This is a genomic window from Chryseobacterium sp. HNCC26DJ239, from assembly GCF_057180445.1.
Genome location: NZ_JBXUGJ010000005.1, coordinates 264,255 through 288,334 on the forward strand (window position 1 = coordinate 264,255; position 24,080 = coordinate 288,334).

Consider the following 24,080-nt stretch of genomic DNA (forward strand, 5'->3'; position numbering starts at 1 on the left):
TACAATTACTTTCTCTTCGAAGACTTTCTAATAATAATTTTCGGGGCTAAAACCACTTTTTTCTCAATAGAAACTCCCGAAGAATTGTCTTTGATGTGGTCTAGGAAAACCTGTCCTGCCATATTTCCCATTAATACCGGAGTTTGGTCTACAGAACTCATCGGAAGTTCCATAAACTGAGTAAAAGGTTCGTTTGAAAAACCAATAACCGCCACTTCTTCCGGGATTTTTATTTTTTGCTTTTTTAATTCCTGACATACCCCTAATGCGGTAGAGTCGCTTGCGGAAAAAATGGCATCCGGGATGTTGTTGCCTTTCCAAAGTGTTTTTATTGCTTCAATTCCTGCGTCTATAGAACTTCCGGTGTAGATGATGTTTTCTTCTTTTACGTTGAATTTATGATCAATTAAAGCCTGTTTGTAGCCGTTGAGACGGTTTTGATAGATTTCAAGATTCAAATCACCTGCAAAATGGAAAATATTTTTGCACCCTTGTTTTATAAGATGTTCCGTTGCCATGTAGCCTCCGCGATAATCATCTACAGTTACGGTACTAATTCCAGGGATGTCTTTTTTTCTGTCGAAAAAAATAATTGGCGTATTTGAAGTGTCTAAAATACTCTGGATATGTTGTGTATCGATAGTTGTACGCGAAACCGACATGAAAATGCCATCAACCTGCGCATTAAGAAGCGTGTTTAAATGTTTTCTTTCGATATCAACGTCTTCATGGCTTTGGCAAATAATCACGTGATAACCTTGTGTAGAAAGTTCTTCTTCTATCCCACGAATAACAGATGAGAAAAAGTTGGTATTAATGTAGGGAACGATAATACCAATATTTTTTGTTTCGCCACTTTTAAGAGCTTTGGCGAGATTATTTTGTTTATAATTCATTTCCTTCGCAGTCTTCGTAACCAGCTCTTTCGTAGCTTGGCTTATTCTGGGGTGGTTGTTTAGCGCTCGGGAAACTGTAGCCACACTTACATTCAGCTTTTTCGAAATATCATATATCGTGGCATTTTTCTTTGTCATAAATTATAAGAAATCACATTAAATCTTCCTGTAGAATCTTTCTTTAGGATGAAGCGTAAATTTAAACAAATAATGCTTACACAAAGGGTTTTAACGTGTTTTTTTTAAAATAGGTGTTTTTTTAGGTTAAATTTTCTTTAATAAATCCATTGAAGTCTAAACTGTATGTTGTTGGTAACCCCTGTAATTCCATCTTTTTCTAAGTTACTTACACCATAAACTACACCTAGCTTCCAGTATTGTGTTGCCCACCAATTTAAGCCAACGTCGTAACGGTTATTAATTCCACCATGTATTTGTTTTGTTTCTAATTTGTTTCTTCCAAAACGGGTAAAGATTTCCCATGCTCCATATTTTCCCGTTGGTTTTATTCTTCTCGCGTAGGCGGCTCTTTGATCGTAAGGTCTTTGTTCACCGCTTATAACGTAGCTACCTGTTACATAGTATCCGTTAAACTGTTGTAGTCCAAAGTCTACAGTGCGGGTCCAATTGTGTACATATTCCATTAATACTGAAAAATTTTGCATACTCCATAATTGTTCTAGACCGAGATTGATTTGGCTTGTCGCTGCAATATTTCCGGTATCAACATAATTTGAGGTTATGTTTGATTCATTTTTGTTTTTCAACCTTACAATGCCGTTCTGTGCGTCTACGTATCTAAAACTTACCCCGCTATGCATAAATTGTTTACCATCGTTTTCCCATTTAGGTAAACCAGTGATTCTTGCAGTAAACGTGGTGTTAGAATTAGAGAAACTTTCACCTGTGGAGATCCAATCTTTATAAATACCTCCAGAAGCGGTTAATCTATTGTTTAAAAAGAAATGATGGTAGATAAACCCATAATTTCTACTTGCAAAGAAAGGGTTTAGCAAACGCTCAAAGTGGGGAAGGTTGGCTGCGTCTCCTACCATTTCATAGGCGAAAGTCTCTTTTATTTTTCCAAAAGTGATATCACTGTTTTTATTAAAAGGAATTACCAATTTTAGGTCTGTAAAACCAAAAGGAGGATCGTCTTCTCTTCTGTCTAAGCCTTTATATTCCAAACTTATGAGGTATGACCATGGATTTTTAAAATTAAGCTTGCCACTAAACATCATTCTTGCGCTACGGATATCGAACCTGCTTTCCTGCTCGCCAACTTGGTTTTTACTGTCTTGATTTTGAATATTTATATTGTAGTCGAGAATCGGTGCAAAGCCAATTTTTGTTGTGAAGAATTTGGTTTTTATTTTCGTCCATTTCATATTATCCTCGCTAAGCTCCGGGATCATGTATTTTTTTGTAGTATCAGCCAGGATTTGAGTTTGGCTATCGTCGACCAAGTCGGTGTGCTGCGCTTTTACCGAGAATGATAAGCTTAAGAAACTTATCGGAATAAGAATCTTTACGTTAAAATTGATCATAGTTTATAGTTTTTGGATATATAAATATATGTATTCTTTTGCAATTATTTTGTAAAAAAATATAAAAGTAAAAATAACTCTAAAGTGTGATATTTTTTTAAAAAAAAATAACTTTACCATTTGTTTTTGCGAGAAAAGTTGTGTATTTACTACTGATTTTAAGTTGTTTATGGTTTATTCAAAAATAATTTAAACTCTTAAAACTATTAACAAAAAATAATAATTATGAAAAAAAGGATCGTTTTTCTCGGCTGTTACTCTGCAGCTCAATGTCAGTTTCTGCTCAAAAAAAACAAACATTTTTATAATCTGGGTACATGATGTTCGTATATGGAATATTAGTGCTTGCCATCTTGGTATGATGGGGTAACTCCAAATATTGACAAGCTTGCGGATCAGGTAATGATTTTTATGGATCATTGCACTCTAGCATCCTGTACGGCTGGAAGAGCATCCTTGCCGAACCGGATTATTAACTGTTTGAATACCGGGTGCCAAGCAAGGAGTATAGTCTTCTGACATAGCGATAGCAGAATTGTTAAAATCGCATAGTTATGCCCTAGGAAAGTTTGGTAAAAATCACTTTGGTTACTGAGATGAATATTTACCAACCATGCATGGGTTTGATGAATTTTACAGCATTTTATTCCACCTGAACGCAGTACAGTATGCGGAACAATATGATTATCCTTTCGGCTAATCTAGCGAATTAACAACGAAGGTTTTTCTAAAATAAGAGAACAATATATTGACAAATTTTTTAAAGGCAGGAAAGTCCTCGCTTTTTTATTGATTAAAAAAACAAATATCATGAAACAATTTACTTTAGGCGCCATTATCGTCTGCTTCTTTTGGGTAGGATTGGTAAATGCTCAAAACAACAAAAAACCAAACATTCTCATCATCTGGGGAGATGATGTAGGTATGTGGAATATTAGTGCCTACCACAGAGGTATGATGGGAGGCACCACCCCGAATATTGACAAATTAGCCAAAGAGGGGATGATGTTTATGGATCATTATGCTCAAGCTTCTTGTACTGCTGGTAGAGCAGCCTTCATGTTGGGGCAACATCCATATAGAACAGGATTGTTAACCGTAGGAATACCTGGCGCAAAACAAGGAATTCAAGCTTCGGATCCCACCATTGCAGAATTATTAAAACCTTACGGTTATGCCACTGGTCAGTTTGGTAAAAACCACTTTGGTGACCGTGATGAATACTTGCCTACCATGCATGGTTTTGACGAATTCTATGGTATCTTATATCACCTGAACGCGGCTCAGTATGCTGAACAATATGATTATCCTAAAAAAGATGTTGCAGATAAATGGGGCTTTTCAGTAAGAGGAATTGTCCACTCCAAATCGGATGGCAAAGGCGGACAAAAAGTAGAAGAATTAGGTCCTTGGGGTACCGAAGTACAAAGACATTTGGATGAAGATGTGGTTAAAGAATCAAAAAGATTTATGAAAGAGGCTGTAGATGCAGGAAAACCTTTCTTTGTATGGCACAATTTTATCAGAATGCATTACCCTACTCACCAATCTAAAGAATGAGAAGGTAAAACAGGATATGGTAAGTATGCAGATGGTGTTGCCGAAATGGATTACAATGTTGGGCAATTAGTGAATTATCTAGAAGAGCTTGGTGTTGCCGATAACACATTTATCATGTTTGCAACCGACAATGGTGCTGCTACTAACTCTTGGCCAGATGGAGGTAACCAACCTTTCCACGGAGAAAAAGGTGCTGGTGGCTGGGAAGGAGCATTTAGAGTTCCTGTAATTGTTAAATGGAAAAATCACATTCTAGAAAACGTTTCTACAGGTGAATTTATGTCTATGGAAGACTGGATGCCAACTCTTTTATCCATTTGTGAAGGTGATAAGAATTTAAAAGAAGATTTATTGAAAGGCAAAAAAGTTGGATCAAAAACTTTCAAAAATCATTTGGATGGTTATGATCAAAGTGATCTTATCCTTAATAATGGAAAATCTGTTCGTAAAGATTTCTTATACTTTACTGAAACAACTTTCCATGCAGTACGTTATGGAGATTGGAAATTTATGTTCGTTGATCAAGAAGCATGGTTCCAAGCACCTCAATTACCATTATCAACACCTATCATTACTAATTTAAAATTAGATCCATTTGAAAGAATGCACAAAACTAGAGGTTACGGTGAGTGGCAAGAGCAACGTGGTTTTATGACCAGCGGAGCTGCTAAGGTTATCGGTTCATTCATTCAATCTCTGAAAGAGTATCCACCATCTCAACCAAGTGATAGCTTCAAACTTTCTGATGCTTTCGAAAAACTTTCGGCTAATCCAGCGAATTAGCAACGAATGTCTTTCTAAAATATAGGAAGAACATAATGACATTTTTTTTAAGGCAGGAAAGTCCTCGCTTTTTTATTCATTAAAAAAACAAATATCATGAAACAATTTACGTTAGGCGCCATTATCGTCTCCTTCTTTTGGGTAGGATTGGTAAATGCTCAAAACAATAAAAAACCAAACATTCTTGTCATCTGGGGAGATGACATCGGACAATCCAATATTAGTGCCTATACAAAAGGAATGATGGGCTACCAGACACCTAACATTGATAGAATAGCTAATGAAGGGGTTGTTTTTACAGATTATTACGGTGAGCAATCTTGTACTGCTGGGCGATCATCGTTTATTATGGGGCAAAGTGTTTTTAGAACAGGACTTTCCAAAGTTGGATTGCCTGGAGCTAAACAAGGGATGAATGTAGCAGACCCTACCATCGCCGTTTTACTTAAAGATCAAGGATATGTGACTGGACAATTTGGAAAAAACCACTTAGGTGACCGAGATGAACATCTACCAACCAATCATGGTTTCGACGAATTTTTTGGAAACTTATATCACCTTAATGCCGAAGAAGAACCAGAAAATGAAGATTATCCAGGAGATATGGTACTAGCCAATGGAAAAACTTTTAAAGAAACCTACGGTCCTAGAGGTGTAATACATTCATTTGCTAATGGTAAAATTGAAGATACTGGCCCATTAACTAAAAAAAGAATGGAAACAGTAGATGACGAAACATCTGACAGGGCTATGCAATTCATTAGAGATGCTGTAAAGCAAAATAAGCCTTTCTTTGTATGGTGGAGCGGAACGAGAATGCATTTTAGAACCCATGTGAAAAAAGAATTAGACGGAATTTCAGGACAAGATGAATATTCGGATGGCATGGTAGAGCACGATATGCATATTGGAAAATTCTTAAAATTACTAGATGAACTAGGCGTTGCTGACAATACAGTAATACATTATTCAACTGACAACGGACCACACTACAATACTTGGCCAGATGCAGGAGCAACACCTTTTAGAGGAGAGAAAAACACCAACTGGGAAGGAGCTTGGAGAGTACCCGCTATGATGAGATGGCCTGGACATATAAAAGCAGGTTCTGTTAGTAATGGAGTTGTTCATCACATGGATATGTTACCAACTTTTCTTTCTATTGCTGGCAAAAAAGATGTTAAAGAAGACTTATTGGATGGATATAAATCTAGTTCACTTGGTAGAAGCTACAAAGTACATTTGGATGGATATGATGTTTCTGCCCACTTAATGGATCCTAAAAAAGTAAAGAGTCCTAGACATGAAATTTTCTATTTTTCTGACGATGGCGATTTAACAGCTTTGAGATATGATGATTGGAAACTATTATTTATGATGCAAAAATCACCAGGAACCTTAAATGTTTGGCAAGAGCCTTTTGTACCTATGAGAGTTCCTTATATTTTTAATCTTAGAAGAGACCCATACGAACGCTCTCAAATCACATCAAACACTTATTATGATTGGATGTTAAATAGGGTTTATCTTTTGGTGCCTGCACAAGCCTATGTAGGTAAATTTTTATCAACATTCAAAGAATTTCCACCAAGACAAAAAGCGGCAAGTTTCTCTGTGGATCAGGTGCTAGAAAAACTACAAAGTCCAGGAGGTAATTAATTTTGGTATTAAAATTATTTAAAGTATTTAAAGTATTTCCTAGCCAATCTGTTAAAAAGCAATAGTAATTTTCTTAAACAGAAATGAAAATTCTCAGAGAGAATAGGTGTGATTATAACAGAAACAGGATTTTAAAAGGCAAGTTAAAATTAAATACCTGCCTTTCATACTTTAATGATGTATTAACAAATAAGCATTAATAATTAAAACAAAAAAAACGACAAAAAACGAAACTAGTTAGGTGGCCTTATCAAACAAAAGCTATTGGCCAAAGCATCTTAATTCTGCTTTTATTCGCCGCCTGCAAGGGAAAGGATGATAAAAAAACGAATGAAACAACTGAATCAACAACAAGTGCAGTTGAAGAAAATCCCAATCGAGATGTTTATTGGGGAGATCAGCATTTACATACGTCGTGGTCTGCTGATGCGGGTGCTTCTGGGACAAGAGTTGGACCAGAAGAGGCTCTTAGATTTGCACGTGGTGAAGAGGTAGAAAGTAACACAAAAAAAAGAGCAAAACTAAGTCGCGCTTTAGACTGGCTTTGTGTGGCAGATCATTCAGATGCCGCAGGTGTTATTAATGCAGTTATTGAAGGAGATCCTGAAGTAATGAAAGATCCTATCGTGGCTAAATATCATGAAGATATGAAAGCTGGTGGTGCTAAGGCAGCCGCAGTGATGATGGATATCATCAACCGCCAAGCCAATGGTACGCTTCCAAAACCTTTTACAGACCCCAAGTTTGCTAAAACAGTATGGGAAAGAAATATTGACATTGTTGAAAAATATAATGAGCCTGGGAAGTTTACTGCATTTATCGCTTATGAATGGACGTCTAACTATGGCGGGGGAAATAACCTGCATCGTAATGTAATTTATCGTGATGGAGCAGACAAGGGAAAACAAGTTTCTCCAATGACTACTTTCGATTCTGAAAACCCTGAAGATCTTTGGAAATGGATGGCTAATTATGAAGCCAAAACAGGAGGTAAATTATTAGCAATTCCGCATAATGGTAATTTGTCAAATGGTTTGATGTTTCAAGAAACAAATTTGGATGGCAGTAAAATGACACCTGAATTGGCCAAACTTCGAAACAAATATGAAGTATTATACGAAGTAACACAATGCAAAGGAACAAGTGAAACGCACCCTTTATTGTCACCTAATGACGAGTTTGCTGATTTTGAAATTTGGGATAAAGGGAATCTTGTATTGAAGCCTAAAAAGCCAGGTATGTTAAAAACAGAATATATCAGACAGGCTTTGAGCACAGGTTTAAAATTAGAAACACAATTGGGTGTAAATCCATTTAAATACGGAATGGCCGGAGGTACAGATTCTCACAGTGGTTTAAGCACAGCTGATGATAATAACTACTGGGGAAAATATTCTAACGAAGAACCCAGCAAAGAACGTTCTTTTGAAAAAGCATTAGAATTCCCTTCTGGATCTATGATGGCGTGGAAACTTGGTGCATCAGGATATACTGCTGTTTGGGCTACTTCTAATACACGTGCCGCACTTTGGGATGCTATGAAGCGTAGAGAAACTTACGGTTCTACAGGGCCAAGAATGAAAGTTCGCTTTTTTGGAGGATATGGTTATACAAAACAAGATTTGACTGCGCGCAACATGCCTCAAGTTGGCTACAAAAAAGGCGTGCCAATGGGTGGAGATATTAAAGGTAAAGCAGGGCAAAATCCTAATTTTATGATTTACGCTTGGAAAGATCCTCAAGATGCAAACCTAGACAGAGTACAAGTGGTTAAAGGATGGTTGGATGCAAAAGGTAACACACACGAAAAAGTTTATAATGTAGTTTGGAGTGATATGAACAAAAGACCAATGTCTGCTAATGGTAAAATACCACCAGTAGGAAACACTGTAAATCTGAAAGATGCTACTTGGAAAGATACTATTGGTGCGCAAGAACTAAAAACAGTTTGGTCCGATCCAGAGTTTGATCCTAAATTAAAAGCATTTTACTATGTGCGTGTTTTACAAATACCTTCACCAAGATGGACAGCTTATGATGCAGCTAGGTTCAAATTTCAACAAGCTAAAGATGTTTGGGTAACAACCCAAGAGAGAGCATATACTTCACCAATTTGGTATAGCCCGAAATAAATTGATATAATGTCAATAGTATGCGTTAAAAAATGGAAATTTTCTAACGCATACATTGTTTAACAAGATATGATATATGAAAAAATGGATAAAAGAACCATTGTTGCACTTTTTGTTGTTGGGAGCCTTACTATTTGTAGTGTATAAAGCAGCTAATAACGGCAAGGATGATGAGTTTAAAATTGTGATTGATGATGATAAAATTAATCATCTTAGTGCACTTTGGGAACTTCAATGGAAACGAGAGCCAACCTCTGAAGAAATGAATCAACTTGTCGATAATTATGTACGAGAAGAGATTTTTTATCAAGAGGCTTTACGAATGAATCTAGATCATAACGATGAGATCGTAAAGAGAAGATTGTCTCAAAAAATGGAGTTCATGGCAAATGATCTTACAAAACTTATAGAGCCAGCCACAGAAGAAAATCTTAAAAAGTATTTTGATGCTAATAAAGATAAATATGTGGTACCTAATAGCTATTCTTTGAAGATTATTACTTTTAGTCCAGCAAACCACCAAGATCCAAAGAATAAAGCTAAATCAGTGTTAGAAAAAGTTAATTCTATGAATGAAGTAGCGCTTGTAAATCAAGGCGATCAACTATTGTTACCTGCTGAATTTAACCAAGCTTCAAAAACGGAAATCACGAGAGAATTGGGAGAAGAATTCTACGAAGCATTGGAGAATAAAACTTTAAAAAAATGGATCGGTCCTATTACCTCGGCTTATGGAGAACATTTGGTGTTTATTTCAGAGAAAAAAGACGCTTATGTGCCTGAAATGGAAAGTATTGCTAAGCAATTAAAGCGTGATTATGAATATAATGTGGAAACCGAGACAAAAGACAATATATATCATGATTTGAAAAAGAAATATAAGATTGTAATAGAATCTAACCGTCTTAATCAAACACAGAAAAACGAACTTTCAACTGCTTTAAACCTTGTACAAAAATGATAAAGTACTTTTTCTTGTACATGTTTTTACTGGTAGGTTTTGGGGCAAAAATTCAAGCTCACGAGATTCGTCCTGCCTATCTCCTCATTAAACAAACAAATGAGAATTCATACGACTTAATTTGGAAAGTACCACGTAAAGGCGATATGGTAATCAGTTTATATCCTGTATTTGCAGATGGATTTAAAATGGTAGAAGCAGGAGAGCGGAAAATAGCAGAAAACAGCATGGTGTTTCATTATAACCTTCAAGGAAAAACCCCATTACCCAATAGTAAATTCTCAATACACAATTTGGAAAAAACAATGGTAGATGTTCTTGTAGATATTAATTATCTGAACGGCGAAAGAACTACTATAATGTTAAAACCAGATCAACCTACTGCTACTGTACCGGGAAAAACCAGTAAATGGAACGTTACTAAAACCTACCTTGGTTTGGGAATAGAACATATTGTTTTGGGAGTAGATCATTTACTATTTGTATTAGCTCTTATCATTATTACTAAAGGCTGGAAAAAAATTCTAAAAACAGTAACGGCTTTTACATTAGCTCATAGCATTACGCTTAGTTTGGCAGCATTAGGCTATGTAAATTTTCCAGCTCCTCCCGTAGAGGCAATAATAGCTTTAAGTATAATTTTTCTAGCATTAGAAATTTTAAAAAATATTCGAGGAGAGCAAACGCTCACCAGTAGACAACCTTGGTTAGTAGCTTTTGTATTCGGGCTTTTACATGGTTTAGGCTTTGCAGGCGCACTGTCTCAAATAGGATTACCACAGACAGAAATACCTCTTGCATTGGCTTTCTTCAATATAGGGGTAGAGTTGGGGCAATTAGCTTTTGTGCTCCTGGTGCTATTGATTATTCGAATAGTAAGTTTGAAAAAGGATTGGCCTTTAGTACTGCAAAAAGTGCCGGCTTACACCATTGGTTGCATTGCTTCTTTTTGGTTAATTGAAAGAGTGCTCACTTTTTTCCAGTAAAGACGAACATTACCCACAATTAGGAAAATATCAAATAAATAGAACTATTAAAACCTTTGTAGTAAAGTATGTAATATAAAATAAGGCATCACTAACTAACCAAATAGGAGAATTAGAAAGTAGAGGTCAAATAAAGGATAGAAAATTTTAATATAAATAGTCATTTTATTTAATTCATTACTAATAAAAACTAAAAAGGCAGGCGTTTCGCCTGCCTTTTTTAACTATAAAAAATATTTTGAATCTATGCCGAAATTACTTAGGCAAACCAAACCTTAAGCGTAATTAAACCAACATTTATCAAAAAGAATCATTAATTATAGAAATTTGGTTTATCAAAATTTGAAATATATTCTTTGGACTAGATTTTTAGTCAACTCAATAAATTACGATAAAAAAGAAGGCTGTCTCATCTAGAGGCAGCCTTTTATTATCTAATATGTATGTCTTTTCTACTTTGCTGTAGTACCGTCTTTTTCCATTTGGCTTTTTACAGATTTAATGACATCATCTACCATCGGCATCAGTTCGCTTCCGGCAAGTGTTTTGGTTGTACCGCTCCACAACAGCTTGTTTTTGGTTAAAGAGAAGATATTGGTTTCAACTAAATAATAAGTACTTTCGCTGTAGTAACTAGGTGTATAATATTGTGCACCGTACATACCGTACCAACCTCCGAAATAACCTCCGTAATACCCCAAATATCCTGGGTATCCTGCGTAGTAAGTGGTTCTTCCCGGAACGTAATTAGATTCTTTCTCTTTGCTTACTAAACGCATAGTGATCACTCCGTCATATTTTTCGTCGTGCAGAATTTTCAACTTTTCATCTTTAGATAAATTTTCTGTGAGGGCATTAAACTGTGCAAAGGAAGTTTTAATTAAACTAGGATTAATGGCGGCGATTTCGTTTTCAATATTTCGTCTTGTGGCTTCATTTTTCATGAGAGCGACCACCATTACTTTTTGAAAATTTTGTCCTGCAACAGTTTCACTTGGGTCTTTCCAACTGTTAACAACCGATGTGCTGCTGCAACTCGTGATAATGGCTAATGCCGATAAAATTAAATACTTTTTCATGTATTATTGGTTTTTAAATGTTTTGATATTGAATATAAATGTAATTAATTTAATTTGAAAATCAATTATATATCTTGCAAAATTGAAGTAAAAAAAATAAATATCATATTTTAGTTTAAAACGAAAAAAAAGACCAACTTTAAAAGCTAGTCTTTATGATTTATATTCGAAAGAAAAGGTTTATTTCTTCCAGATTTTTTCGATGTCTTCTAGAGAGCGACCTTTGGTTTCCGGAACCCATTTCCAAACAAAAACGAGAGATAAAACACTCATTACTCCGTAAAATCCGTAAGTGAAAGCGCCACTAAATTCCATCATAAAAGGATAGGTTGATGAAATTAAATAATTTGCCGCCCATTGTGCAGCAACAGCAATGGCAATAGCGCCTCCTCTAATTTTATTTGGGAAAATTTCGGCAATTAAAACCCAGCAAATCGGTCCCCAAGACATCATAAAAGATGCTGTATAGATAATGATAAATACCAAAGTTGCAAAACTGATGATTCCTAAATAAGAAAATATTGAAATCGCAAACATCCCAATCGCCATCCCAATCGAACCTACGATAAGAAGCGGTTTTCTTCCCCATTTATCAACCGTGAAAATTGCAATTACCGTAAAAACTACATTTACCAATCCCATAACAACCGTTTGAAGCATTGAAGCATCTTTATGAACACCCATGCTTTCAAAAATTCTCGGTGCGTAGTATAACGCAACGTTAATCCCTACAAACTGCTGGAAAACTGAAAGTAAAATTCCAATCACGATAACGGTTTTTCCAAATGCGAAAATCTCGCTTTTGTGTTCCGTAACGGTTGTTTTAATTTCGTTAAAAATTTCCTTTCCTCTCGCTTCACCATTTATTTTGGTTAAAATTTTCAGCGCTTCTTCGTTTTTATTAATTAAACTTAGATAACGTGGCGTTTCCGGAACTAAGAAAAGTAAAATCCCAAACAATGCAGAAGGAATCGTTAAAGACAAAAACATGTATCTCCACCCAATTTCGTTAATCCATTCTACGGTTTTTCCGCTTGCAATTCCCCAATTTACAAAGTAAACGACCAACATTCCGAAGATAATCGCAAACTGATTTAAAGAAACCAATCTGCCTCTAATTTCGGCAGGAGCAATTTCACCAATGTACATCGGGCAAACTGCGGATGCCAAACCAACACCAATTCCGCCAATGATTCGGTAGAAATTAAATGCCAATAAAACGCCCATAGAATGTTCACCATGCTTAAAAAATAGAAATTCTGGGTAGGCTGCTCCTAAAGCACTAATGAAGAACAAAAATGCCGAAAGCATCAGAGATTTTTTTCTTCCCAGTTTGGTAGAAATGTATCCAGAAATGGCTCCTCCAATAATACATCCAATTAATGCACTGGAAATTGTTGCACCATGAGCAAGCGAACTAAGACCCAACGGAATGATGAGGTACTCTTGAATAGATTTTTCGGCGCCGGAAATTACCGCCGTATCGTACCCGAATAAAAGTCCGCCCAAAGTTGCCACCAAAGTGAGTACTGTAACGTACGTCATATTGATTTGGGCTTTTGTATTAGACGAATACTGCGGCCCTGAATCTATTATCTGCATAGTTTAATTGAGTTTTTAATTGTGGATTTAATACAAATTACACTAATTTTTTACGAATTATACTAATTTTTAAATGTAGTATTTGTGAAACTTTTCCGTGTCTTTTGTGTTTAATTTTTATAAATATTGGTTAATTAAGCTTTCAAGGTATTCTTGTTTACCGCTTTCTCTACCAACTTCCCCTAAACTTTCTGCGTGAGTAGCCAAATCTGCTAATGAAAGTTTTCCTTCTTCGAAATCTTTACCTTTTCCAGAATCGAATGAAGCATATCTGTTGGTTCTAATCTCTGAATATTTAGATTTTTCTAAAATTTGGTCTGCTGCGATAAATGCTCTTGCAAAATTATCCATTCCGCTGATGTGAGCGATAAAAATATCTTCTAAATCTGTAGAGTTTCTTCTGATTTTAGCATCGAAATTCACACCACCACCTTGAAAACCTCCTGCTTGGATAATCACCAACATCGCTTGTGTCATTTCGTATAAATCTACAGGGAATTGGTCTGTATCCCAACCGTTTTGATAATCTCCTCTGTTGGCATCAATGCTTCCTAAAACATTGTTGTCTGCCGCTACTTGCAATTCGTGTTCGAAAGTATGTTGTGCTAAAGTAGCATGATTTACTTCAAGATTGAGTTTAAAATCATTTAATAAATCGTATTGGCGAAGGAAGTTTAAGCAAGTTGCTGCATCGAAATCGTACTGGTGTTTTGTAGGTTCCATTGGTTTTGGCTCAATGAAGAAAGTTCCTTTGAAACCTTGTGCACGAGCGTAATCTTTTGCCATGTGTAAAAATTTTGCCATGTGCTCTTGTTCACGCTTCATATCGGTGTTTAGCAAAGACATGTAGCCTTCGCGACCGCCCCAGAAAACGTAGTTTTCACCATTTAATTTCATCGTAGCATCCAAAGCATTTTTCACCTGACCTCCTGCGTACGCCAAAACATCAAAAGATGGGTTGGTTGCAGCTCCGTTCATAAATCTTGCATTAGAAAAACAGTTTGATGTTCCCCAAAGTAATTTTACACCAGATGCAGCTTGCTTTTCTTGAGCATAATCTGTGATGAATTCTAATCTTTTTGTTGATTCTAAAAAGCTGTCTGCTTCATCAATTAAATCATAATCGTGGAAGCAATAGTAAGGAACGCCTAATTTTGTGAAAAATTCAAATGCAGCGTCCATTTTTTCTGTCGCTCTTTGTTTTGGGTCTGTTGCGGTAAGCCAATCAAATTGCTGTGTTCCTACACCAAATGGGTCACCTCCTGTTGCACAGAATGTATGCCAATAAGCAGTTGCAAATTTGAAGTATTCCTTCATTGTTTTCCCACGTACAACTCTGTTTTCATCGTAAAATTTAAAGGCTAAAGGATTGTTTGATTCTCTTCCTTCAAACCTGATTTTTTCTATCCCTTTAAAGTACTCTTTGTTTCCTAATGTAACTGACATATTTTTGTATTTATTGTTTTGTAATCGATTGCATTAAAGACTGGTTTTGTCTAAATTACTTCTCATAAAATGGATGCTATATTTTAATTTCCATTTGAAAAAGCTGGGGCTCAACTAAATGTAAAAATTATCATTTAAAAAAAGAAAGTTTGTAAAAGCTTTTAGGTTTTTGTGTAATATTTGTTGGTAAGTACTTTATTGACAGTGGTTTGAAAGGTTGATATGAATGAAAAATGAAGAAAATCTAAACTGGAGATTAATTTTTATAATTCCAAAAAAGAGGAGCCAACTTCCCGAAAGTTGAATAAGTAATGTATTTATTTCCTAAGAAAACGAAAATAATAGAGTAGGCTTATCATAAAAAATACGATAAATATAAAAGCTATATTTATCGTATTCAAAATAATGTATTTTTTTTGATTAAAAAAGATTAAGAAATCTTCCAAGCTGCTTCTAAAGCAAGTTCAATCATAGGTTTTAGAGCTGTTTCTCTTTGGTCTGCCGAAATCATTTCTTTAGTTGGGATAATATCTGAAACTGTAAGAATTGTCGCAGCATTTTTACCTAATTCTTTGGCGTTGGCAAATAAAGCGAAAGCTTCCATTTCTACAGCAGGGCAGTTATATTGCATTGCAATAGCTGGAACAGCAGGGTCTTTTCTGTAAAAAATATCACTACTGTGAATGTTGGTTGCTTTAGTTTTTAAGCCTAATTCTTCAGAAGTTTCATTAATAATATTGAAAACATTCCCTTGATGCGGAAGAATATCTTCTTCAAATCCCCAAGCAAATTTTGCATACGTACTTTCGCTGGCTGCGTTTTCTACATTAAGAAGGTCAAAAACTTTTACATCGGTAGAATATCCTCCACAAGTTCCTATTCTAATGATGGTTTCTACTTCATATTCTGTAAAAAGTTCAAAAGAATAAATCCCGATACTTGGGAAACCCATTCCGCTTGCTCCAACGGTAATTTCTTTACCTTTATAAGTTCCGGTATAGTAGAAAATACCTCTTGTTTGGCTTACTAATTTTGCATTTTCTAAAAAGTTTTCTGCAATATATTTTGCTCTTAAAGGGTCACCTGGCTGTAAAACTACTTTAGCTATTTCTCCTTTTTTGGCACTTATGTGTATGCTCATAATGATGTTTTTATGCGTACAAAGGTAAGGATAATAAATATTTTGAGACCAAACCATTTCCATGTATCAACAGGATACTTAACAGGAAATTACTTCAGATATTTGACAACGAAATCGACTTAGGAAGATTTCAAAAGACATATTTTGATGAGGTAAGTAGCTTTGCTTATTTGCTGAATCGATAAAAATTCATCGCAATTACTTTTTTTAGAGTCGGAAGTAGTTGAGATAAAAATTTCGAATAGACTCTAAATAATTAAAACCTCCTTTAAAGAAATTTAAAAGAGGTTTTGTGTTTTTTATAAAGGTAAAGTTGATTGTAAATCATTGAAATTTCTGTAAATCTATATTCTTTCCTCCCAGAAATATGTTTATTTTTGTTTGATGATGGAAAATAAATCCCCGTTCTTAGACACTGTTTTTCTGCTCCGAAAAGATGAAAGCATTACAATTTTCGAAGATATTAAAGAGATTTCGAAAAAGGAAGAGCAAGATTGTACCTTATATTTTGAATCTGAATTTGAAAAAGAACGGTTAGAATTTTTATCTGACACATTAGAATACGACCGCGAAACAGCAGTTTGGGCTGCAAAAGTGCTTTATCACAGTGCACAATTGTATTTAATTCGAAAAAATACAGCGAAAGATTTATCTAAATTAATCCCAGACTTTAAAGGAAAAAGAAACGTTTCAGCTTTGCTTTCTGCAGATTTGTCTTTACGGTTTCTTCCTCAAATTTTAGTAGCCTTACAAACCGCAGATTCAAAAGACCCTTTAGTTCCAATGCTTGAAGGGATTTTGAGAAATTTCCATTATTCAGCAGTTGGATTTGAGGTGAATTTGGAAAATATCAACTGGGAAGAAGAATTTAAAGATGCAACGTATAGAAAACTTTATCTCGAAAGAATTGTCGAAAGAAAAGCTTATTCTTTAGCTGAAATACCTCACATTAATCAATTGCTCATCGCTGAATTTGGGATGTATAAAGACGAATTTTGGCGAGAATTAAAAATAGTAAACATAGAATCTGAAGAGCCACGAAGTGGCGAAATCAATAGCAATGGGTGAAGCCCATTGAAAAAAAAAAATTTAATGAAGCCCTGAAAGGGCGAAATCAATTAAATGTAAACCAAAAACAATGACTCAAAATATTGAAAAATTAAACCAAGTTCTTACCTACGTAAAAGATACTTTTGTGGGTAAAAATGATGTTGTAGATTTATTAGGGATTTGCCTTTTGGCAAGGGAAAACGCCTTTTTGTACGGCCCTCCAGGAACGGCAAAATCTGCAATCGTTCGAACTCTGGCAAAAACGGTAAAAGACGGCAAAAACTTTGAATATCTTTTAACCCGTTTCACGGAACCGAACGAAATTTTCGGTCCTTTCGACATCAGAAAACTTAAGGAAGGAGAGCTTTTTACCAATACAGACGGAATGATGCCCGAAGCTTCGTTGGTTTTTCTAGACGAAATTTTCAATGCCAATTCTGCGATTTTGAACTCACTTTTAACAGCTTTAAACGAAAAGATTTTCAAAAGAGGAAAAGAAACCAAAAACCTTCCAGCTTTGATGTTTGTGGGCGCAAGTAATGTGCTTCCGGAAGATGAAGCTTTGAATGCTTTATTCGACCGTTTTTTGATTAGAATTAATGTAGATTATGTAAACCCAGATTTGCTTCAGCAAGTGCTTTTGGCGGGAAGAAAATTAGAAAATAATATCGAAACAGACGTTCCGGAAATTCTCGCTCACGAAGTGAAAGAACTTCAAAATTTATGTAAAACTATAGATTTAAAGCCTATTTACGAGGTCTATTTAAACACTATCATCAGTCTTAGAAATACAGGAATTTCGATTTCAGACCGAAGAGCCGTAAAAATGCAAAATCTTATTGCAGCAAGTGCTTTAATTTGCGGAAGAAATGAAGCAATTTTGTCAGATTTATGGGTGTTGAAGCATATTTGGGACACCGAAGAACAGATTGAAATTCTCGAAGGAATTATCAACAGAACCATAGAAAAAGACGAGAACCCGAAGTCACATCCTCAAGCGTTGCAAAACAAAACGCCTAATCCTGAAGAAGTGATGAAAGACGTTAAAATTTTAGTTGAAAAATGGAATCTTGGAAACCTTAGTTTTGAAGAACAAAATGTAATAAAAGACAAACTAAGATATTTACAAACGCGTTGCGATTGGATTAGAAATCAAGAGCAGAAGCAGTTTATTCAACAAGAAATCGAAAGCTTATGGCAAAAGATTCTTCAAACGGTTTAAAAATTTTTTGGGCTGAACTTCCTAAAGCTGATGAAGATTTCCTTGGCGGAATTCGTGATTGGAAAAACATTCAGATTGCGACTGATGAAGACGTGATTTGGCTAAAAGGTTTTACCGATGAACAGGCGATTTCTTCTGAAATTCAGCAATTACCGAATTTGGTTTTGTATGAATTGAGAGACGGACTTTTATTCAAGAAAAACGCACTGGTTCCGACCAAAAAAATGCGCTCGGCTTTATTGTTTACGCCGATTGATAAAGCGTTGTCTTTAACTTTTCCGATTTCGAACAATAACTTTTTTGGAATCCATGAAAAACTAGAAGTAAAGTTGAAGCCAAGTGAGGAAGAGCAACCTGCTTTTGCTTTATTGAGTGGAATTTTTGAGATTAAAAACAAGGTTTTAGAATTACCAAAATTCAAACTTGAAAAATTGAACTGGATTGTAATTGATGATAAAGCTTTATTTTTCGGAACACCTTTGTTGAGTCTTCCAGGAAAGACTTTTTGGTTGAAAGACGACCATCTTTTACCAACAGGTTTTGATTTTGAATTTAAAAACTTGAGCTCTTTACTACAAAAAAAATACAATTCGGAACAAGAGCAATATCTTTTATGGAACGAAAACGGCAGCTTTGTAAAAATTGAAAAAAAGGATTTGCGAACCTTATCTGTAAGTTCATTCCGTTTCACTGAAAAAGCACAAAAATGGATGTAATTGCTTATTTTCAATCGTATATTAATTATTTCTGGGAATGGAACACAGACGAAGATGTTCCAGAGAAAAATGGTTATAATGAAAATAACCTTATTTCGATTCCAAATGTAGGGATGATCGCTTACAGAATTTATGTGATAGAAATACTCAAAGAATTAAAAGACAAAGGTTTTCCTCCTTTTGGCTCTTTACTTCTTGTTCTGTATACTCTTAATGAAGGTTACATAAATCTCGACGGTGTTTTTTATTATCTGAATAGATATAAAAAAGAGTCTGCAGAAAATGATTCTGATGTGGATTTAGCTATTAGATTTTTAGAAAATTTGAGAAATCTTGGAAGTTCATTGAAGAAAGGACAAAATAAAATTTCTCTTTTACAAACTATTTTTAAAGACTGTCACAACTGTGTTTCTCCTGCAAATTCAGGATTAATTTTAGAAATATTTAAAACTAAACCTTATATCATAGGTGAAGCATCTGTTAAAAAGAAATTAACGTCTCTTGTGGTAAATAGAGATATTAAAACTTTAGCATTACTTCAAAGTAAATTTCCCACAGCAGAATCCATCATCAACGCAATGCGTGGAATTGTAGAAATTCCCGACCTTGAAGACGAAGTTATCGAAGAAGAAACCACCGTAGAAACCGATAAAGATTTTATTCAAGAATTAATTGAAGAGCCAAAAACGTTTCAGGTTGGAAGTTTAATTAAAAGAATTTGGAGCGGTTTGAAAATTCCGATGCGACATCTTTCGCCGGGAGAACAACCAATTGGCGGTGTTTCGGATATGACCAATAAGGGAGATTTCAGCAGAATGCTTTTGTCTGAATTTGCGAATGAAGATGAAGTTTTTATGAACCGTGTTGCCAATAACGAAGCGCTATACATTCAAAGAGAAATTCCGCCGGAAGAAAATGTTTTCGAAAGAATTATTTTAATCGATACTTCCCTGAAAAATTGGGGAACACCGAAAGTTTTGGCTTTTGCTTCTGCAATTGCGGTTATCAAACATCCAAAAGCGCATTCAGACTGTAAAGTTTTTGCTTTGGGAAGCGGGATTGTTCCTGTTTCTTTAGATAAAGTAGAGGACGTTGTGGAGCATTTGAATCAGGTGAGTCCGCTTTTGGAGGTTTCAGAATCATTGCAAAGATTTTTTAATGAAGAACATACAGAAAAAGATTTGGAAGTTTTTTTCATTACCAATCATGAAAATTTAGACCATCAAAAAATTCAGAAAGTAATTCACGAAAACAGAGACAAACTTAAATTTTTGGTGACAACTTCTTCGGATGGCGAACTGAATTTTTACAAACATCATAAAGGAACAAGAAAACACGTTCAGAAAATCATGCTTCCGTTGAAAGATTTGTGGTCAAATCCGCCAAAGAAAAAGCAAATTAATCAGCAAACGACTTCTACAAGAGGGAAAAAAGCAGATGTTCCGATGAATTATCCTATTCTTTTTCCAGTTCCGCAAAACAAAATTGCTACCTTTTTGTATGAAGGCGAATTTTTTATTTTAAGTTCAAAAAAACAATTGCTGCAGACTTATTTGTCTGATAATTATTACAATAAAAACTATTACGAATACTACAATATTCATCATGGTTGTGAGGTTTTGGTAGAAGATATTTCTGTAAAACCGAAAGGTTGTTTTGCTTTGGCAAGAAACCGATTGAGACAATATATTATTTGCCAATATCAACCAGACAAAAGATTGTTGTCTAAACTTAATGTACACACAAAAGAATATTCTGAGGTTAATTTAACCGGAAAACAGATTCCACATGATTTTAAATTGATGTATTTCAATAAGAAATTTCATTTCAGAAACGAGAGTTCTCCTTGGGTTTTTGAATTGGATGTTGATGGAACAATTAATCTAGAATCTGTTAAAAATGACCATGAAATTACAAAAAGTCAAAGCAAAATTGAAAGCGAATTGCAAAAAATGGAAAGAGCCGGAATTAAGATTTTGAGTAATTTTAATAAACTCGGAATCAATTCTGAGAACAATTTGATGATTTCTCATAACGAGATTAAAAGAATGTATGATAATTCGCTTACGTTGTACAAAAATTCGCACCCTGTAAAAATCCTTGCCGAAAAAAATAAGAATAAGTTTACTTTTTCTGAAGGAAGCGAGATTATTACCGATTCTCGTGGAATGCTTACTTTTAGAAGCAATAATAAAGATATTCAAGAGTTTTACATTCCGTCTTGCGATCACGGTTTTTTAGCGATTGCGACAGAACATGAGTTTGCTGGTTCAGAATATTATCTGCCAAAAGACAGTTTGATGAAAATGAGAACAATGGAGGAAATGTACAACGAGTTTTTGAAGCCATTTATAGAACATATTTTGGATTATGGAGCTTAGAATTCAACCTTTTCCACGAAATACTTATCCGAAGAAAGGACTTTTAATAAAAGGTTCTTCGCCTTTGTTGTGGCTTCAGGAAATGGAATTTTTGGGTGTAAATTTAGAAGAAGTTCGCTCTTTTCCCATTCCTTCTAATGAACCGAATGTTTTGTATGGCTGTTTTTTAATTTTTAATCATTTTGCACCTTCAGAAATTGGTAAAAACGCCTATTTTCAGTGCTTTGAAGACCGCCTTTTTATTCCGGAAAACACTATTTTTTATCCAAAGCTGAACGAGGAAGATTGGCAAAAAATTGATGCTGAAATCGTTATTATTCATCCAGATTTTGGTTTGGTAAAACTGAATGAAGAAATTGATTGGCTGTCGATTATAGAAAACCCAAAAACAGGTAGCGAAAAAGTAATGAAAGCCTCGAAAGGTGTTCAGATTCCGAAAGAAATTAAAAGTTTCACCGTAGAAATGGATGATGCTAAAGTTTTGGAAGCTTTACAAAAATCGCAAACGCAGGAAGAATGGATGAAAGATTTGCCTTTCGACATGAAAAAAGTTTTGGCGGGAAACAAAAAAGAAATAGAAAAATACCTTAAATACATCGAAAAATATCCAGACAGAGCGGTAGAATTGGGCGTTCCTCTAGATATTTTGGGAACTTCAAGAGGGGATGGTTTTGGAAGATTTAGATTTGGAAATTCTTGGTTTTCAAATTTATTTGGTGGGAATTCAGGTGGGAGAAATTCAGAAAATTACCGATGGGTTTTTTGGACAGTTTTGGCGATTATGGGTTTAATTCGTTTGTTAACATTTATCAGCAAAGAAGATTCTGTAAAAACTGTCGAAACGTATAATGAAGTTTCTGTGAATGACGAACCAAAACCTTCAATGGTTGGTGTAGAAAAAAGAATTACCGACATCGATTTGAAGATTGATTCGATGTTTGCAGATAAAAGAAAAACGCTGGATGATGAGTTTAACGAAGCTTTGCTTTTGGTACAGAATAAAGAAAACCCTGAACTTTATGCAGATTATCTTAAAAAAGGAGGGAAGCCTTTACAAAAAATTCAGTTTGAGTATGTTAAAATCAATCAAAATGTAAATGATGCAAAAGATTCTCTTACAGATATTTATAATAGAAGAATTGATGTTTATTTGGAGGGAAATAAAAACGTTTTAAAAACTAAAATTAAAGATTCACTTCGTGATGCGGGTTCTGCTTTAGCATATAATAAAATTTTTATTGAAGAGCTGGTCGAAAAAAGAAAGATTGTGTTGCGAGATTCAATGTCTTATCGTTTCGGAATTAAAGAAAAAATAGACAAACCAACTTCGGTAAAAATTGAAAATTCAACTGTGGGAATTTCTGGTAATGCAGCTCCAAAACATACTCAGTCGGTTTCTTTGCTGGAAGTTTTCGGGCTTATTGTATTGATTATTGGAGGAATTTTTGGTTATTCAAAATTGGTTAAGAAAAAATCGCTCGACGCGGGAGGAAATAGTATTTCTAGAGAATCTAAATTTCTGCTCATCATTCTTCTGGTCGGAATGTTAGTTTTCATTTTCTATCCATTAATCAAAACCTATGGCTACAACTGGTTTGTGTGGATTTTGGTGGTTGCGATTGTGTTTCTTTTGTATCGTCTTTTTAGTGAAGACAAATCTATTTTAAACTCAGACAAAGATGAATAAGCAGAACTTTATAGATAAATTTTTTGCAGCATTCGTTGTTTTGGCGATTGTTAAAATCATCACGCTTTTGGTGCAGTTTTTCACCGAAGATTTTTGGACTGTTCTTGGCGGAATTCTCGTTTTCATCGGCATTGCAATCGTGATGGGTTTGGTTATTTCTTTTTTGGCGGGAAGAGAAGGAAATGGTTCTCTTTTCGGAAATCGCGGAATTGGCGGAAGAAGTTTTTATGTAGACGATGTTCTTTTCGATAAAATCCGAAATAAATACGAAGAATTGGCTGAAAAATACATCAACGAAAAAGATTACAGAAAAGCCGCAAAAGTATATATGAATCTTCTACAAGATAATTATCGCGGTGCAAAAACCCTTGAAGATGGCGAACTTTACAATGAAGCTGCCGTAATTTATTTATCTAAATTAAAAAACAAATCGGAAGCTGCATCCTGCTTTGAAAAAGGAAAGCAATACAAAAAAGCAATCGATTTGTACAAAGAATTGGAGCAAAAAGAGAAAGTAGGAGACCTCTACCGAGAAATTCATGATGTCACAAATTCTAATTTGTATTATCAAATGGTGATTGACGATTATGTGAAAAATAACCAAATGGTAAAAGGTTCTTTAATTTACCGTAAAAAAATGGACCAGCCGGAAGCGGCTCAGAAAATTCTACTTCAAGGTTGGGAAGCCAATCAGGATGCTTTTAATTGTCTTAATAATTATTTTGCCAACATTATTGAAGTAGAAACACTCGACCGAAGAATTAAAGAATTGTATGTAGAAACGCCTTTTGAAAAGAAAAATACCTTTTTGGAAGCCATGAAACATGAGTTTAAAAAAGACCCAAAAGTTCGAAATACCACAAGAAATATTGCCTACGAAATTATTGCAGAGAAAGTTTCGACAGGTTCTTATATTGTAAATGAATTAAAACATTTCAACCCAGAAGACGAAGTAATTTTGAAAGATATTTCGAGGTATAAAACTGGAAAAAATAAGATGTTTAGGAATTAAATAATAATTTTAAAAATCAAATAAAAGAGAAAAATATATATCTTTGCCGCAGAAAATAATGAAAATACAAAGAGCACATATCAGTTTAAATCTATGCGATCGCCCTACAGTAAAGGGATCGTTTGGGTATGAATGGATGTTGATGAATGAGGCGAAATGTGCTTGCTTTGAAAATTATTTACAATAAACCTGTAAAATTTAAATCAAAATATTGCAAAAC

General features: G+C 34.8%; 16 protein-coding genes and 1 pseudogene. 11 read left to right on the top strand and 6 right to left on the bottom strand.

Annotated elements, in window-relative coordinates; genetic code table 11:
- Nucleotides 1-5: 5 nt before the first annotated feature.
- Together AC2A1D_RS12895 and AC2A1D_RS12900 are read right to left on the bottom strand one after the other, a co-directional pair.
- A complete protein-coding gene (locus AC2A1D_RS12895) occupies nucleotides 6-1,034 on the bottom strand; it encodes a LacI family DNA-binding transcriptional regulator (protein ID WP_484044000.1) in 1,029 nt (342 codons plus the stop codon).
- A gap of 137 nt (nucleotides 1,035-1,171) precedes the next feature.
- On the bottom strand, nucleotides 1,172-2,443 hold the full coding sequence (locus AC2A1D_RS12900; RefSeq protein ID WP_484044001.1) for a porin: 1,272 nt from the start codon (nucleotides 2,441-2,443) through the stop codon (nucleotides 1,172-1,174).
- Between the two features lie 810 nt (nucleotides 2,444-3,253).
- Here AC2A1D_RS12900 and AC2A1D_RS12905 point away from each other — a divergent pair.
- The 5 genes and pseudogenes from AC2A1D_RS12905 (at nucleotide 3,254) to AC2A1D_RS12925 (ending at nucleotide 10,524) form a co-directional block, all read left to right on the top strand.
- Nucleotides 3,254-4,786: pseudogene (locus AC2A1D_RS12905) on the top strand (arylsulfatase).
- A 96-nt stretch (nucleotides 4,787-4,882) separates the two neighbouring features.
- Complete coding sequence (locus tag AC2A1D_RS12910; RefSeq protein WP_484044002.1) at nucleotides 4,883-6,445, top strand: arylsulfatase; 1,563 nt, start codon at nucleotides 4,883-4,885, stop codon at nucleotides 6,443-6,445.
- Nucleotides 6,446-6,729: 284 nt separating this feature from the next.
- The gene (locus tag AC2A1D_RS12915) at nucleotides 6,730-8,577 is read left to right on the top strand and encodes a DUF3604 domain-containing protein (protein ID WP_484044126.1); all 1,848 of its coding nucleotides are present in this window, start codon (nucleotides 6,730-6,732) and stop codon (nucleotides 8,575-8,577) included.
- Between the two features lie 76 nt (nucleotides 8,578-8,653).
- Nucleotides 8,654-9,538 (top strand): peptidyl-prolyl cis-trans isomerase, encoded by an 885-nt coding sequence (locus AC2A1D_RS12920; protein WP_484044003.1) that lies wholly within the window; start codon nucleotides 8,654-8,656, stop codon nucleotides 9,536-9,538.
- Nucleotides 9,535-10,524, top strand: a complete 990-nt coding sequence (locus tag AC2A1D_RS12925) for a HupE/UreJ family protein (RefSeq protein WP_484044004.1) — start codon at nucleotides 9,535-9,537, stop codon at nucleotides 10,522-10,524. Before AC2A1D_RS12920 ends, AC2A1D_RS12925 begins: the two co-directional genes overlap by 4 nt.
- A 452-nt stretch (nucleotides 10,525-10,976) precedes the next feature.
- Here the strand turns inward: AC2A1D_RS12925 and AC2A1D_RS12930 are convergent, their stop codons facing one another.
- The 4 genes from AC2A1D_RS12930 to deoD all read right to left on the bottom strand — a co-directional run bounded on the left by AC2A1D_RS12930 (nucleotide 10,977) and on the right by deoD (nucleotide 15,792).
- Nucleotides 10,977-11,603, bottom strand: coding sequence for a hypothetical protein (locus AC2A1D_RS12930; RefSeq protein WP_484044005.1), 627 nt, complete (start codon nucleotides 11,601-11,603; stop codon nucleotides 10,977-10,979).
- Between the two features lie 180 nt (nucleotides 11,604-11,783).
- Entirely contained in the window at nucleotides 11,784-13,205 is a 1,422-nt protein-coding gene (gene xylE / locus AC2A1D_RS12935; RefSeq protein WP_484044006.1) for a D-xylose transporter XylE, read from the bottom strand.
- Between the two features lie 117 nt (nucleotides 13,206-13,322).
- Nucleotides 13,323-14,651 carry a xylose isomerase gene (gene xylA / locus AC2A1D_RS12940; RefSeq protein ID WP_484044007.1) on the bottom strand — a complete coding sequence of 443 codons (1,329 nt, stop codon included), beginning with the start codon at nucleotides 14,649-14,651 and terminating at the stop codon, nucleotides 13,323-13,325.
- 430 nt (nucleotides 14,652-15,081) lie between these two features.
- Nucleotides 15,082-15,792 (bottom strand): purine-nucleoside phosphorylase, encoded by a 711-nt coding sequence (gene deoD, locus AC2A1D_RS12945; protein ID WP_484044008.1) that lies wholly within the window; start codon nucleotides 15,790-15,792, stop codon nucleotides 15,082-15,084.
- 384 nt (nucleotides 15,793-16,176) lie between these two features.
- On the opposite strand from deoD, the gene AC2A1D_RS12950 reads away from it, so the two are divergent.
- From AC2A1D_RS12950 to AC2A1D_RS12975, 6 genes are all read left to right on the top strand, one after another.
- A complete protein-coding gene (locus AC2A1D_RS12950; RefSeq protein WP_484044009.1) occupies nucleotides 16,177-16,860 on the top strand; it encodes a hypothetical protein in 684 nt (227 codons plus the stop codon).
- A 70-nt stretch (nucleotides 16,861-16,930) separates the two neighbouring features.
- Nucleotides 16,931-18,064 (top strand): AAA family ATPase, encoded by a 1,134-nt coding sequence (locus AC2A1D_RS12955; RefSeq protein WP_484044010.1) that lies wholly within the window; start codon nucleotides 16,931-16,933, stop codon nucleotides 18,062-18,064.
- Nucleotides 18,037-18,780: a hypothetical protein gene (locus AC2A1D_RS12960; RefSeq protein ID WP_484044011.1), complete on the top strand. Its 744-nt coding sequence runs from the start codon at nucleotides 18,037-18,039 to the stop codon at nucleotides 18,778-18,780. Before AC2A1D_RS12955 ends, AC2A1D_RS12960 begins: the two co-directional genes overlap by 28 nt.
- Nucleotides 18,771-21,161, top strand: coding sequence for a hypothetical protein (locus AC2A1D_RS12965; protein WP_484044012.1), 2,391 nt, complete (start codon nucleotides 18,771-18,773; stop codon nucleotides 21,159-21,161). Before AC2A1D_RS12960 ends, AC2A1D_RS12965 begins: the two co-directional genes overlap by 10 nt.
- On the top strand, nucleotides 21,151-22,848 hold the full coding sequence (locus tag AC2A1D_RS12970; protein ID WP_484044013.1) for an APC family permease: 1,698 nt from the start codon (nucleotides 21,151-21,153) through the stop codon (nucleotides 22,846-22,848). Before AC2A1D_RS12965 ends, AC2A1D_RS12970 begins: the two co-directional genes overlap by 11 nt.
- Entirely contained in the window at nucleotides 22,841-23,860 is a 1,020-nt protein-coding gene (locus AC2A1D_RS12975; protein WP_484044014.1) for a tetratricopeptide repeat protein, read from the top strand. The genes AC2A1D_RS12970 and AC2A1D_RS12975 overlap by 8 nt, the downstream gene beginning before the upstream one ends.
- Nucleotides 23,861-24,080 lie beyond the last annotated feature (220 nt).

Bases quoted from the DNA above. Each gene is read 5' to 3' on its own strand.
- AC2A1D_RS12895 (WP_484044000.1), bottom strand. From the start codon at position 1,034: ATGACAAAGAAAAATGCCACGATATATGATATTTCGAAAAAGCTGAAT.
- AC2A1D_RS12900 (WP_484044001.1), bottom strand. From the start codon at position 2,443: ATGATCAATTTTAACGTAAAGATTCTTATTCCGATAAGTTTCTTAAGC.
- AC2A1D_RS12910 (WP_484044002.1), top strand. From the start codon at position 4,883: ATGAAACAATTTACGTTAGGCGCCATTATCGTCTCCTTCTTTTGGGTA.
- AC2A1D_RS12920 (WP_484044003.1), top strand. From the start codon at position 8,654: ATGAAAAAATGGATAAAAGAACCATTGTTGCACTTTTTGTTGTTGGGA.
- AC2A1D_RS12925 (WP_484044004.1), top strand. From the start codon at position 9,535: ATGATAAAGTACTTTTTCTTGTACATGTTTTTACTGGTAGGTTTTGGG.
- AC2A1D_RS12930 (WP_484044005.1), bottom strand. From the start codon at position 11,603: ATGAAAAAGTATTTAATTTTATCGGCATTAGCCATTATCACGAGTTGC.
- xylE (WP_484044006.1), bottom strand. From the start codon at position 13,205: ATGCAGATAATAGATTCAGGGCCGCAGTATTCGTCTAATACAAAAGCC.
- xylA (WP_484044007.1), bottom strand. From the start codon at position 14,651: ATGTCAGTTACATTAGGAAACAAAGAGTACTTTAAAGGGATAGAAAAA.
- deoD (WP_484044008.1), bottom strand. From the start codon at position 15,792: ATGAGCATACACATAAGTGCCAAAAAAGGAGAAATAGCTAAAGTAGTT.
- AC2A1D_RS12950 (WP_484044009.1), top strand. From the start codon at position 16,177: ATGATGGAAAATAAATCCCCGTTCTTAGACACTGTTTTTCTGCTCCGA.
- AC2A1D_RS12955 (WP_484044010.1), top strand. From the start codon at position 16,931: ATGACTCAAAATATTGAAAAATTAAACCAAGTTCTTACCTACGTAAAA.
- AC2A1D_RS12960 (WP_484044011.1), top strand. From the start codon at position 18,037: ATGGCAAAAGATTCTTCAAACGGTTTAAAAATTTTTTGGGCTGAACTT.
- AC2A1D_RS12965 (WP_484044012.1), top strand. From the start codon at position 18,771: ATGGATGTAATTGCTTATTTTCAATCGTATATTAATTATTTCTGGGAA.
- AC2A1D_RS12970 (WP_484044013.1), top strand. From the start codon at position 21,151: ATGGAGCTTAGAATTCAACCTTTTCCACGAAATACTTATCCGAAGAAA.
- AC2A1D_RS12975 (WP_484044014.1), top strand. From the start codon at position 22,841: ATGAATAAGCAGAACTTTATAGATAAATTTTTTGCAGCATTCGTTGTT.